This is a genomic window from Paenibacillus violae (assembly GCF_032461945.1).
Lineage (GTDB): Bacteria > Bacillota > Bacilli > Paenibacillales > NBRC-103111 > Paenibacillus_E > Paenibacillus_E violae.
In genome coordinates this window covers 17488-30549 of record NZ_JAWCUD010000026.1, presented here as the reverse complement: position 1 = coordinate 30549, position 13062 = coordinate 17488, and the positions used below count along the sequence as shown (strand labels likewise).

Below are 13062 nucleotides of genomic sequence, written 5' to 3'. Positions count from 1 at the left end.
CCTACGTGTTACTCACCCGTCCGCCGCTAAGCACCGAAGTGCTCCGCTCGACTTGCATGTATTAGGCACGCCGCCAGCGTTCGTCCTGAGCCAGGATCAAACTCTCCATAATAGTTGGACAATCGCTTGTCCTTTATTGAAAGCTGAATAGCTCATTGACTTGCTAGCGAGATTATTCATCTCATTTATAGTCGATTACTCGACTGTGCTTACTCACTCGTTGTTCAGTTTTCAAAGATCAATTTCTTTTTATTTCTTCGTCGTCCGTTTAGCGGCGACTTTTATAATATATCACATTCGGGCTATTCGATGCAAGCTTTTTTTATTTTTCTTTTTTCTTGCTTTGCTTGCAACCTTGTACCACTTTAGCTTTTCGTGTGAGCCGTTTTTAGCGGCGAGAGTTAATTTATCATAGAAACGCATTTAAAGTCAAGCAATAAATTAAAAATAAAAAAAGAACCAGATGAACATCTGATTCCCCTTGGATTTTACCGATTATACGCTCGTATATCGCAGCTCAATCTCTGAAGTTTCTTCATCGATGAGAACAGCAACTTCTTTGATCAAACCCTTCTTAACGAGCTTATTCAGCAGTAAAGGAAGTTCTGTTTTAATTTCAACTAATTGAACATGCTGTTGAAGTTCATCTGAACTGAACGCCTTATCATTTTCTCTGAGGATCTGGATAAACGCCTCGCAGCATCTCTCCATTTTTGACATAACCGAAAATTCACAAGCCAGCAAAACGAGCTGAACTCGTTGCTTCAATGTCTCTTTGCTCATTGTCAATTCCTCATAAAGCTTGTACACCCCAGGATTTATTGCACGAATCTGCCTCCATACCGTAATTTCCGGGTGATAGCCATCCTCAATGATTACAATACGAGCCCAATGATGCAGGGCTTCCAAAATATTATTATAAGCATCAAGCAAGTGCTCATCTAGGATATATTCCTTGCTCTGAAGATATTTACGCAGAAAAAGAGAGAACTCGACAAGTAGTTTATGTTCACGCAGGTCAGCCGGAAATTCAAGTATACGATGGCGCAGTCCTTCTAAATACGTATTCTGATCCAGAAGTATCTCCCCTTTTAGCAGCCAATGAAGGATATTTCGGTTGTGACCTTGGCGTACCCATTGTTCAATGGAGGAGGGATCTACCCACCTTTCTTGTATCCGAGAATCGTCTCTTATATAATTAGTAGTATGATTGTTCAGGCTCAGGTCGTTCGTTACGATAAGCAGAAGTATATCAAAGCCATCTGTAAGTGAGGGAAGTTGCTTAGGATTATCAACCGCCATGACACTAATGATCCGATCGTCATTTCGGAACTTAAGCAAAAACTGCTCTTTATCAATTCCCATGGGTGTCCAAAGCTCCTGTCTCCAATTGTTTATATCTTATTTCTACAATGCAAGAGGAGTTTCCTGCTGAATTCTGTGACAAATCATACAAAACTGATAGCTAAATTATGGGGGGAACAACACGTGCGTTTCAGATCAAGTAAAGTTAATGAATTTCGCTTGTGGGGTCTTGCTTTAACAATGGGCGGCATGCTGCTAATGATTATAGGATTAGCAGGGGTCGTCTTTGACTGGGGAAAAGCAGGTCGAATAGTTGCTGTAATCTTCATGATTATTGGGATGGTCTCTATGCTGGTCAGTATGGGTATTTATTTCTGGGCCGGTATGCTTTCTACTTCAGCAATTGCGCTTGACTGTCCGGAATGCGGAAGAAGAACTAAAATGCTAGGAAAAACAGACCGCTGCATGTTCTGTAAAACAATTCTCACCGTTGATCCTCAGTTCCAGCCTACTGCTGAGCATGAAACTGCGGCAGCACAAGCAATCCCGCTAGAGCCGAACAGAGATCATGAGCATAAGCCTCATTGATGCTCCGAAATAGCAAAAAGCCGATCCCTTGTAGAGAGGATCGGCTTTTTTTATGGTGATGCTGGAGCCAAACCATCCTGGATTACTTTCCACATCGGTGACTGCTCAAAGCCTCTTCGCCATGTGGCCACCCCAGCGAGATCATACTTCTTAACGAGATCAAGCCGTGACTTCATCGAGGTTTCATCCTCCAACCAAATGCGAATGAGCTTCTCGCCGTCTTTGTACTCCACATAATTTTGGCCAGTATCCGGTAAAAAGGTAGGTGTTAGCTTCTTATCTTTGATAATAGCTGCGGCAGCCTCCATGGTTAATGTTTTGGAAGTGGTCGTTAACTTGCCATTTTTCATTTCTTCCGTCCATTGACGTGTATAAAAAGGCACACCTAAGACCAGCTTAGAAGGTGGAACCTTATCCCCATTAAGTATCTGCTTTACGGAGCTTTCTGTCCACGGCAAAGAGGATACGGAACCGGATTTGGGACTGGTCGCCCAATACTCGTCATAGGCCATCACCATCATATAATCAACCACCTCAGCGAGCGCTGTCCGGTCATAAAACATCGACCACATCTCATTGGTTGATTTAGGCGTAACATCAATGGACACAGCCAAACCTTGTTCATGCATAAAAGGAGTCATTTCACGGACAAATTGGACGAGATTTTCTTTATCTTTGAGATACACATTTTCGAAATCAATGTTGAAGCCCTGCAGTTTGTACGTTTGCGCAAAGCCAAGCAATTGTTTAATGATTTTCATCCGGCTATCATAGGTCGATAGGGCTTTATTCGTCACATCAGGATCAAAGCCGTTGCTGAATAGCGCCCAAACCTGATAATTTCGGGTTTGCGCCCATTTGACATAAGAGGCATCGGCTAAGTTCTTCAAGCGCCCTTCTCCATCCGATATCGAGAACCAAGTAGGACTAACAACCTGCAGACCAGGCATATCGCCGATCTTGGTTGTATCTGGATTCTTGCTAATCACATGCTCCCATGTCAGGTTTAACTTACCCGCAGGCGGCTTCCAAGGCACATAGGACGATGTATCCTCCTGAATGGGAATGGTTTCATCATGATCCATCTGAATGTCCGTTTTACGCACATATCCAATCGGTCCGCTTGCCTGCTGAACTCGATACCATTCTTCCTCTTCCCCGAGCAGTATGACCTGCTCTCCTCCGGCAATACTTGATACGATAGGTGCTTTAATCGAGGCAAAAGTGCGCAGCTGCGCCGCTTCCGTGTCCGTGCGCTTTCCCCATTTCAGCGTTTCGCCTTTTTTAAATAAAAGAACGGCGCCCGTCTGATCTGACTCTCTGATCTCAAAAGGGTACAGTTGGCGCAGCGGCTCTATCGGCACATAGATGTCGCTCCCCTTCTTCTCTACAGGAAAAGACAATGTGATCGGTTTCTCGTTCATCAACGCTGAAAGTTCCGTTGTCTTCAAGCGCAGTACTTTATCTTTGGTTGTGATGATCACGGAATCGCTGCTTTTTTCATATAGAATAGAAGGGTCGATCCACTCCTGGATGAGCTCCAGTGGAAGCTTCAGCCCCTCTTTGTCACCAATCGCGCTTAACTTATAATAATTCCCTTGATAAAAGACCGGCTTGCTTAATTCGTGAAACTCGGTTTCGACTTTCGTACGATTCGGAGCAAACTGCTGCCATAGAAATGAAGCCGCACCTGCGGCGAACATCCCGAAAACAAGTGAACTGATCAGTAGGATTTTCTTCGACGATCTTCTGCGCTGCTGCAAGATTTCACTTCCTTATATGCGATATAAAAAGAAAAAAACGTTCTCTTACCCTCTCCATCAACAAGAAGGTATGATCACGTTTCATTATACAACATAGGAACAGGTAATGAGGAATTCTGCGAAAGTTAATGCTTAGTAACCCCTGCGCAATCCGGGCAGACGCCATAAACCTCTAACCGGTAGCCGCCAACCTTAAAGCCTGTTTGCCCGGCAGCAGTTGTCTCAATATCATGAAGAGGCGGGTATTCAAAGTCTGCAATCTTGCCGCAAACTTCGCAAACCGCATGGTAATGGTCTGTCATATCCGCATCAAAGCGACTCGAGCTATCTCCATAAGTCAGTTCCCGAACGAGTCCCGATTCAATAAAAACTTTAAGATTATTGTAAACAGTCGCTACGCTCATGTTAGGAAATTTGGATTCTAAGGACTTATAAATATCATCTGCTGTCGGATGCGTCATGGAGTCCAGCAAATAGGATAAAATCGCATGACGCTGAGGCGTCATTCGAACACCTGTTGTTTTCAATTTAGCTAATGCTTGTTCTAATTGTGCTGCCATGTTACACACCACCCGCTGTTAGTCAATAAAACCTTACATAATATTGTACGTGTGGTCATTCCCTTTTGTCAATGATGGTTATGCGGTTTAGCCAACTTGTCAGTGCTTATTTTTACGGGAATCAATCACATACAGAGCTAAACCTCCAAGAACGAGGGCAATCGAACCTACATAAGAGCCCATGAAATCGAAGAGTCCCGTAACCCATCGCGGCTTGTTGCTGAGAAGAAAAAAGAGTACGCCAACAACGACGAGCAGTACGCCCATGTTGGTGCCTTTGATCAGCTTCTGTAAAGGATCTTGAAACTCATGATCATAGGACCCTGCAAATTCGCCAAGTTCATTGCGCCGGTTCACATAATCCGTAATTTGAAGCGCATCAAAAAGATTGTAGAAGTAGATCACAGGAATAAACAAAGCAAAAAGAGTAACGGCTGGAACGCTAGTATTATTTTGAGAAGCTAACGATGTAATGATGAAAATATCAAGAATCAGCAGCATCATCAGGAATAAGCCGCGCTGCATGAGACCTAAGTAAAAATGCCCCGTTCCTGGAACGATGAAAGACAATACACCTGCAACCCATTTGCGCTTTCTGGGAATCGGATAATAAGGCGCATAGTTTGGATAAGAGGAGTCGGTTGAATACGGGGGAATATGCGAGCTGTCTTTGGGTATAGCCATGTAAAGGCCTCCGTTCTTCTGGTCATAATAACTCAGATAAATGTTGGATATACGAAGTAATTTGAATAATGCCTACATCGATGTTCATGATTTTATGAATAATTCCGAGTTGAAACAGGAGAATGGTTGCTGCGGTTGCAACGAGACCGTTGACCCATGCTTTTCGCCGGTATGCCTGCCAATTGGATTGCGGCACCGTGATCTCGTCAGCTTGGACAGCGCGCATGATACGATCCGTCAACAAGGGGCTTGGTTCGTTAAGCGGCATCTCATCTAGCAGCTTATTTAGGTACTGCGTGAGCCGGATGTCTTCTTGTTGCTTGCGATTCATGCGAATTCACCTCCAGCCATTTTTCTTTGAGCATCGCTTTTCCCCGGTATAATCTGGTTTCGAGTGTTTTCACAGGCAGCCCGGTCACCTCGGACATCTCCTGGTAAGAAAGCTGCTTATAATGATACAGATACATAATAAGCCTGTACTTGTCCGGAAGTTCGGACAATAGCCCTTGCATCTGCTCCTGCTCATCCTTGAGCAGAGCCCTTTCTTCCGGTTGTTCCTTGCTGTCCGAGAACCAGCCCTTCATTTTATCAAGCAAAGCTTCATAGGGCTTACGCTTCTGTGAACGCCGATAATCGGTTACGATATTTGTGGTCATGCGATAGAGCCAAGTCGTAAACTTCGACTCTCCGCGAAAATGCGATAAGGTTCGAAACAGCTTGACGAATACGTCCTGGGTCAGGTCTTCGGCAGTTTCCTTATGTCCTACCATGCGGTATACAAGTGTGTATATATAACTTTTGTGTCGTTCTACCAGCACACGATAAGCATCGGAATGACCTTGACGGACCCGGTCGATCAGCTGCTCATCCGTCAAATTGTCCATGCCTTGCCTCCCCCTTTCATATCTCGTCTTATAACCTTAGACGCTCTCCGTGGGAGAACCCCTTCAACTTTTTCCTTTTTCCATCGTTACACCGCTGACGCCATCTATTTGATTAATTCCCTCAAGTACGGAGACGATGATAGACGGCTTAGGTATTGTAACATGAAACGTTATTTGAACCTGATTCGGCTTGTCCTCGTTCTCTTGTTCTTCCAATGTAATTTTGCGAATATCAACTTTCTGTTTCCCTAAAAGGGTAGTAATCACGCCGAGCGTTCCCGGTTGATCAATAGCCTGAATTTTGAGAATGCGAACTTTTTTCCCGTTAAAAAATTTCTGCTCTACTTTGTTCAAAATCCATAAGGATATTAACACCATAAAGCAAGCCAAGACAGCTGGATAGTAGAAACCCGCCCCTACGGCAAGACCAATTCCAGCCACTACCCAGAGGGAGGCCGCCGTCGTAAGTCCTGTAATGGACCTTCCGTTAAAAATAATCGTTCCAGCCCCCAAGAACCCGATACCGCTGATGACCTGCGCCGCCAAACGTGACGGATCTAAGCGAACGTTCACCTCGTTCACAAAAGCGCTGAATCCATACATGGAAAGCAGCATGACTAAGGCGGAGCCTACACAGACCAAAATATGCGTGCGAAGCCCTGCAGCATGGGAGCTAACCTCCCGCTCAAAGCCGATTAAGCCGCCAAGAAATAGCGCCAAGACTAATCGTATGGTGATATGAACTTGATCAATAACCCATGGATTGCTCACGATGTGATCGCCTCCCTATTTTTCCCTGATGACCCCTGGTCGCTCAAAGGTCGTTAGTGATACGCCCGGAGGAACTGTGAATACCCGCTTCACTGTAAAACCAAAACTTTGATAAAGCCGGGTGGCCGGCAGGTTCGCCGTCCCCGTTGATACAATAAAAAGCTGTACACCACTATTCTCTTGTTTTTGTAGTATATGTTCCAAAAGCGCTCTAGCAATACCGCGCCGAAAAAAATGAGGATGAACCATCATCCGGCAGATCGTGACGACACAACCTTCCCGGGAGTAGGAAATCGCGCCAACCAACTTACGTTCGTTCTCTTCCTCGACATAATAGCCGTAGAACGTCTCCTCAGCCTCGCGTATAGACTGAATGCCATCCTTAAGCGGAGGGATGTCTTCAAAGCCAATCAACTCAGCTTCAACGCGATAGGAGGCGATTTGAAGCGCTAACAGATGCAGGATTTCCTCATTCGTATGCAGGGGAAGAGATTGAATAGACATGCGGAAGCCTCCTTCAAATAAAAAAGTGGTGTCCATAAGGATCACCACTTTACTGTATCATTTGCTGTTCAGGCACTCCAGAATTAATTTGTTAACCAGCCCTGGATTTGCTTTGCCTTTGGTTTCTTTCATGACTTGGCCGACCAAGAAACCGACGGCTTTCTCTTTACCCGCTTTGAAATCGGCAACCGATTGCGGGCTATTGTCAACAACTTGCTCGACAACAGCTTTAATCGCGCCTTCGTCACTGATTTGAACGAGTCCTTGCTCTTCCACAATCTTCTGTGGTTCTTTACCGGATTCGATCATTTCTTTAAATACCGTTTTGGCGATCTTGTTGGAAATGGTGCCTTTTTCTATCAGGCCGATCATTTCACCTAGACCTTTGCCCGTCACTTTGACATCCGCAAGTTCAAGATTGTTCGCATTCAAATACCCGAGCAGATCGCCCATAATCCAGTTCGAAACTGCTTTGGCATCCTGCGTATAGTTAAGGCTCTCCTCAAAAAAGTTAGCCAGCTTCATTGATGACGTGATGACTTCCGCATCATAGTTCGGCAAGCCGAACTGGCTGCTGTATCTAGCTTTGCGGGCATCCGGCAGCTCAGGGATCGTAGCTTTGACCGCTGCTTTCCAAGCATCGTCGATATAAAGGCTCACGAGATCCGGATCCGGGAAGTAACGGTAGTCGTGCGCATCTTCTTTGCCGCGCATTGAAAGCGTCTTGCCCTGCCCGTCATCCCAGCGACGTGTTTCCTGCTCGACTTCACCGCCGCTTCGGAGAATGTCCGCTTGACGATATTCCTCGTATTCCAGTCCTTTCTGGACGCCACGGAACGAGTTCATGTTCTTCAATTCGGCTCTCGTGCCGAACTTCTCTTGGCCGAATGGACGCAAAGAGATGTTCGCGTCGCAGCGCATCGAGCCTTCCTCCATTTTCACGTCGGACACGTCGCAGTAGATCATGATGGCTCTTAGCTTCTCAAGGTAAGCGCGAGCTTCCTCCGGTGATCGCAGATCAGGCTCCGAAACGATTTCGATGAGCGGCGTACCGGCACGGTTCAAGTCAACGAGTGAGGCATATCCGCCATCCACATGCGTCAGCTTGCCTGCATCTTCCTCCAAATGCACACGCGTCACGCCAATGCGTTTGGTCTCGCCATTCACTTCAATATCGACCCAACCGTTCAAACCGATCGGCTGATCGTATTGCGAGGTTTGATAAGCATCGGGAGAATCCGGGTAAAAATAGTTTTTACGGTCAAATTTGCTGTGCGTAGAAATGGTGCAGTTCAGCGCCATTGCAGCTTTCATGGCATATTCTACCGCTTGGCGGTTCAGTACGGGCAATACGCCCGGGTGTCCTAAACAAACGGGACATGTATTCGTATTCGGAGGTGCACCGAATGAGGTTGCACAACCGCAAAATATTTTGGATGCGGTATGAAGCTCTACGTGAACCTCTAGACCGACGACCGTTTCAAATTGGGTATCTGTTGCCGACAAAATAAATGCCTCCTTCGTTACTCATGAACTATGAACCTACAATTGCGGGCGCTGCTTGTGGTGATCTGTATGCTGCTCAAAAGCGTGAGCTACACGCAAAAGGGTAGCTTCATCCAGCGCTTTGCCGATGACTTGCAGGCCAACCGGAAGTTCATTCACGAATCCGCAAGGTACGCTAATCGCAGGAATACCCGCCAAGCTGACCGGAATGGTCATGATATCGTTCAGATACATCGTGAGCGGATCGTTGCTTTGCTCGCCAATTTTGAAGGCAGGCGTCGGCGCCGTCGGCCCGATGATGATATCGTATTTCTCAAACACTTGATCAAAATCTTGTTTGATCAATGTGCGAACTTGTTGTGCTTTCAGATAGTAAGCATCATAGTAACCCGAACTTAAGGCATAAGTTCCAAGCATGATCCGGCGTTTGACTTCAGGGCCAAAGCCTTCGCTCCGGGAAAGATGATACAAGTCAAGCAGATTGTTGGCGTTGTCGGAACGGACGCCATAACGAATTCCGTCAAAACGCGCAAGGTTGGAAGATGCTTCGGAAGAAGCCAGCAGGTAGTAGGTCGCAACCGCGTATTCGGAATGCGGCAGGGATACTTCTTCCCATACGGCGCCTAAGCCTTCAAGCACTTTGAGCGCCTCAAGCACTTTCTCTTTCACGGCAGGGTCAATCCCGTTGCCCATGTATTCTTTCGGCACGCCGATGCGCAAACCTTTGACATCTCCGGTCAGTGCGCTGAGGTAGTCAGGGATGTCCACTTTCGCAGAAGTGGAGTCCTTCGCATCATAACCTGCGATAGCTTGCAGCAGGTAGGCGGAGTCTTCGACGTTCTTCGTCAGCGGTCCGATCTGGTCGAGCGAAGACGCGAACGCGACAAGACCATAGCGGGACACAAGACCATACGTCGGCTTCAGCCCGACGATACCGCAGTATGCAGCCGGCTGGCGAATCGAGCCGCCGGTGTCGGAGCCCAGTGAGAAGTACACCTCGCCTGCAGCTACGGCAGCGGCAGAACCACCGCTGGAGCCCCCTGGCACATAATCCGTGTTCCACGGATTGTGGGTTGGGTGGTAGGCGGAGTTCTCGTTGGAACCGCCCATCGCGAACTCATCCATGTTCAGCTTACCGATGGTAACCGTTTGCGCCTCTTTCAGCTTGCTGACAACGGTCGCATCGTAGATCGGATTGTAGTTCGACAAGAATTTACTAGCACACGTCGTTCTCAGACCTTCGGTGACCATATTATCTTTGATCCCGATGGGAAGACCGAATAAATCGCCACGCGCTTGACCGCTTGCGAGCTGCTCGTCCAATTTGGCCGCAGCTTGTCTTGCGTTCTCTTCATCCAATGTAAGGAAAGCGCGAACTTTGCTTTCCACTTGCCCAATTCTTGTATAGGATTGATCCACGAGATCGGCAACGGTAATCTCTTTGCCTTGAAGCTTCGCGTGAATTTGTTGTAGGTTTAGATCAAACAAAGACAACGACAGGCACTCCCTTTCATATGGTTCTCTATTCTAAAACAGCCGGAACTTTAAATTGCCCGTCTTCTTGATCGGGAGCGTTCGCCATGACCTTCTCAATCGGCAGCGACGGCGTAACGACATCTTCCCGCATCACATTCACTAACGGCATAGCGTGGCTCGTTGGAGCTATACCTTCGGTATTCAACCCGTTCAACTGCTCCGCATATTTTAAAATGGCATTAAGCTGTCCGGTAAATAGTTCTTTCTCATTCTCGCTTAGATCGAGTCTAGCCAACTTCGCGACATGATCGACATCTTTTCTGGTAATGCTCAAGTTCTCTACACCCCTTTGAATCAGCATTTAGTCATTCTTTTCATTATATCCCAGATAATTTGTGAACTCAATCCAGAAAAAACCACAGTCCCTATGCAGATGAGGTTCCGGAGAACCGCTGCGACTAAGGAGCTATGGTTAGTTTTGGCAAATGATTTATTGGATGAATCCTGTGTCCATGGCCTTCGCTTTTTCAGTTAGTACATAATACTTCAGTTTGGCTGCCGCGAGTGTAGTTTCATTTTGATCTACTTTTATCTGAAACTTGTTCAAGTCATGCTTGGAGATGACGCCCGCCTCATAGCGGAATTTCATTTTTTTCATATCCGCTTGAACGTCAGTCAGATTTCGCTGCTCGGTAAGGACTGCGGCATACGCATTTTTGGCATCGTTGTACGTAGATTGGATTTTCTTGGTCAAGTCGAGTTGCATTTGCTCATTTTTCTGACCGTTAATCGCCACATTGACGCCTAAATACGTTTCACCGTAAGTGTTCTGGGTCACCGTATGATCCGTTTCCCACACAGCTTCATCGATGTTATTAGCGGAAGATTTCATTTGATAAGAAGATTTCAATAAAGTCATCGTGTCCGTTTCTGCAATAGGCTGGACCGAAATAGAATCGATATCTTGGAGGATTAAGTTAGGATCATAGGAAATTCCAATGTCCGTCGAAAGCTGCACAAGACCCAGACGATAATTGTTCAACAAGATAGCGGTATCGTCCTTCTGTTTATTAATGGCTTTCTGTGCTGTCAGCAGATCCTCCGAGGAAGCCAAACCTTGCTGTGAGAGAAGCGTTGCGCGCAGCAGCTCTTTCTCCATCACACCTTTGTATTCCTGCATGAAAGCGAGCTGTTTCTTTTGGCCAAGCAGCTGCACGTATTGCGCGATGGTCTGCAGGCGAATACCGGCTTTGGCTTCATCGGTTTGAAGCAGCGAGTTGCGCTGATCCGTTCCTAACTGATGCGCAGCTGTGTTCATTTGCGCCCGTTGTGCGGAAATGATCGCATTCATACCGCCGGCGAGAGCGCCCATGCCCTGCATCATTTGGTTCATCACGTTATTTTGCATGACGGTCCAAGCAATATCAGCAGGTTCTGTGAGATTCGGCAGCAGCGGATTCCCCGTATTGGTAACCTCCTCAGGCGTGCTTGGCAAGTGACCTGGGGCAAAAGACGCCGAGCTCATTTTATCCATCTGCTGCTCGAGATCGGACTTTTTGCTGCCTTGGGCGGCATATTTTAGCGCTAGTAGAGAGAGGTTATGGGAATCTTTCAGCGCTTTATCCAACACATAGTCCAAATTAACGGAGGACACGGTCTCTAGAACGTCCTCGTTCACGTAAACATTTTGATCGGGATCTAGTAGTGAATCCGCGTAAACATAGGCCGAGCTGGAAAGGAGTAACAGAGCTGCTGAGAGACTTATGAGCGTTTTTTTCAAAAAAATCGCTTCCTTCCTTGAGTAGTTAAGCAGTGAGTTTGGAGCTAGGCGGTAGTGCTGGTTGACTAACGGGTGTTTTCTTCTTGGAAAATACAACAAATCGCGTTAACAACATGGCGATGAAATAGGTCAAAGCTCCGGTTAGGATAAGCGCAACGCAATCATGCGAAATAACGGAGAAATCGTTCCCCTTCACGAACACGTTGCGCACGCCGTCCAAGAAATACGTAAGTGGCAGCATGTGGCCAAACACTTGTAGAGCTTTCGGCATTGCCTCGAACGGCCACGTGAAACCTGAAAGCATAAAGGATGGCACAGCAATAAGCATCGCCGTTTGTGTAGCCCCGAGTTGATTGCCGGAAAACAAGCTGATAAGATAGCCGATCCCGCTGACTGCAAAAGTAAAACTTAGAATAATAGCCAAACCTACTAGCAAGCTTCCGCCCATTGGAGCGCCAAAAGCATACAAAGCAATGACGAAGGTGACGGATGTGTTAAAAAGATTAATTAAGAAATACGGAGCTGTCTTCGCATACGCGATGCGCCATGGATTTCTTTTCCATGCCTCAAAACGCTGCCATGTCCCCGCATCTTTCTCCCTGGTAATCGTCAGGGCAATACCGAGAAATAACACCTGCTGCAAAATAGCCCCGACAAGACCGTACAGCATAAAATCGCTATAATTAAATGTTGAGTTATACATAATCCGATACCGGTAAGGAATCGGTGAAAGAGTGTTCATGACCTGCTCGTTTTGGAGCCCTTGCTGCAGCTGCAGTTTTTTCTGGGAGTAACCCATGCTGAATGTCGTAATCACTTCGTTCGCGCCTTTGGTAGCCGAGTTCGAAATCATCATATTGCTGCCATCGATTAGCGTGAGAATGGGCAGCGTATCGCCATGTTTCAGCTTCGCCTCAAAATTCGAAGGAATAACTAATCCTACTTTCGCTTCGCCCGTCTCCAGTGCACGTTTGACATCCTCTTCCGAGTGATATTCCTTCGTAATCTCAAACGATTCACTCTGCTCAAAAGCTTGAATGACCTGACGGCTGAGCGGACTTTGGTCCTCATCGATGACGACCGTCGCCATTTCCGTGACTTTGTGATGGACATAAATCGATCCGAAAAGCACGGTATACATCACCGGAACGAAGAACAAGATCAGAAAAAGACGCCGGTCCTTCAGAATGTGCATCCATTCTTCCGTTATCAGCTTGCCAATCCGAAGATCCATCTCTTTC

14 protein-coding genes and 1 rRNA gene are annotated in these 13062 nt (G+C 46.7%); 1 reads left to right on the top strand and 14 read right to left on the bottom strand.

Going from position 1 to position 13062, the window contains the following annotated elements; genetic code table 11:
• Together RQP52_RS35970 and RQP52_RS35965 are read right to left on the bottom strand one after the other, a co-directional pair.
• Positions 1 to 112, bottom strand: a 16S ribosomal RNA gene (locus RQP52_RS35970); the annotation flags it as partial.
• 383 nt (positions 113 to 495) lie between these two features.
• A complete protein-coding gene (locus RQP52_RS35965) occupies positions 496 to 1365 on the bottom strand; it encodes a nucleotidyltransferase-like protein (protein ID WP_315956244.1) in 870 nt (289 codons plus the stop codon).
• 123 nt (positions 1366 to 1488) lie between these two features.
• Here RQP52_RS35965 and RQP52_RS35960 point away from each other — a divergent pair, with 123 nt between their 5' ends.
• Positions 1489 to 1893 carry a YgzB family protein gene (locus RQP52_RS35960; RefSeq protein ID WP_315956243.1) on the top strand — a complete coding sequence of 135 codons (405 nt, stop codon included), beginning with the start codon at positions 1489 to 1491 and terminating at the stop codon, positions 1891 to 1893.
• Between the two features lie 50 nt (positions 1894 to 1943).
• Here the strand turns inward: RQP52_RS35960 and RQP52_RS35955 are convergent, their stop codons facing one another.
• From RQP52_RS35955 to RQP52_RS35900, 12 genes are all read right to left on the bottom strand, one after another.
• Positions 1944 to 3656 (bottom strand): glycosyl hydrolase family 18 protein, encoded by a 1713-nt coding sequence (locus RQP52_RS35955; RefSeq protein ID WP_315956242.1) that lies wholly within the window; start codon positions 3654 to 3656, stop codon positions 1944 to 1946.
• A gap of 125 nt (positions 3657 to 3781) precedes the next feature.
• Complete coding sequence (gene perR / locus RQP52_RS35950) at positions 3782 to 4216, bottom strand: peroxide-responsive transcriptional repressor PerR (RefSeq protein ID WP_315956241.1); 435 nt, start codon at positions 4214 to 4216, stop codon at positions 3782 to 3784.
• A 99-nt stretch (positions 4217 to 4315) separates the two neighbouring features.
• Positions 4316 to 4900 carry a DUF6677 family protein gene (locus RQP52_RS35945; RefSeq protein ID WP_315956240.1) on the bottom strand — a complete coding sequence of 195 codons (585 nt, stop codon included), beginning with the start codon at positions 4898 to 4900 and terminating at the stop codon, positions 4316 to 4318.
• Positions 4901 to 4922: 22 nt separating this feature from the next.
• A complete protein-coding gene (locus tag RQP52_RS35940) occupies positions 4923 to 5231 on the bottom strand; it encodes a hypothetical protein (protein WP_315956239.1) in 309 nt (102 codons plus the stop codon).
• Positions 5182 to 5784 carry an RNA polymerase sigma factor gene (locus RQP52_RS35935; RefSeq protein ID WP_315956238.1) on the bottom strand — a complete coding sequence of 201 codons (603 nt, stop codon included), beginning with the start codon at positions 5782 to 5784 and terminating at the stop codon, positions 5182 to 5184. Before RQP52_RS35935 ends, RQP52_RS35940 begins: the two co-directional genes overlap by 50 nt.
• A 63-nt stretch (positions 5785 to 5847) precedes the next feature.
• Complete coding sequence (locus tag RQP52_RS35930) at positions 5848 to 6555, bottom strand: MgtC/SapB family protein (protein ID WP_315956237.1); 708 nt, start codon at positions 6553 to 6555, stop codon at positions 5848 to 5850.
• 15 nt (positions 6556 to 6570) lie between these two features.
• Positions 6571 to 7059, bottom strand: a complete 489-nt coding sequence (locus RQP52_RS35925) for a GNAT family N-acetyltransferase (protein ID WP_315956236.1) — start codon at positions 7057 to 7059, stop codon at positions 6571 to 6573.
• Between the two features lie 57 nt (positions 7060 to 7116).
• On the bottom strand, positions 7117 to 8568 hold the full coding sequence (gene gatB, locus RQP52_RS35920; protein WP_315956246.1) for an Asp-tRNA(Asn)/Glu-tRNA(Gln) amidotransferase subunit GatB: 1452 nt from the start codon (positions 8566 to 8568) through the stop codon (positions 7117 to 7119).
• A gap of 33 nt (positions 8569 to 8601) precedes the next feature.
• A complete protein-coding gene (gatA, locus tag RQP52_RS35915) occupies positions 8602 to 10059 on the bottom strand; it encodes an Asp-tRNA(Asn)/Glu-tRNA(Gln) amidotransferase subunit GatA (RefSeq protein ID WP_315956235.1) in 1458 nt (485 codons plus the stop codon).
• Between the two features lie 28 nt (positions 10060 to 10087).
• Complete coding sequence (gene gatC, locus RQP52_RS35910; protein ID WP_127458260.1) at positions 10088 to 10375, bottom strand: Asp-tRNA(Asn)/Glu-tRNA(Gln) amidotransferase subunit GatC; 288 nt, start codon at positions 10373 to 10375, stop codon at positions 10088 to 10090.
• A 156-nt stretch (positions 10376 to 10531) separates the two neighbouring features.
• Positions 10532 to 11821 carry a TolC family protein gene (locus tag RQP52_RS35905; protein ID WP_315956234.1) on the bottom strand — a complete coding sequence of 430 codons (1290 nt, stop codon included), beginning with the start codon at positions 11819 to 11821 and terminating at the stop codon, positions 10532 to 10534.
• 25 nt (positions 11822 to 11846) lie between these two features.
• Positions 11847 to 13055: an ABC transporter permease gene (locus RQP52_RS35900; RefSeq protein ID WP_315956233.1), complete on the bottom strand. Its 1209-nt coding sequence runs from the start codon at positions 13053 to 13055 to the stop codon at positions 11847 to 11849.
• Between the last annotated feature and the right edge of the window lie 7 nt (positions 13056 to 13062).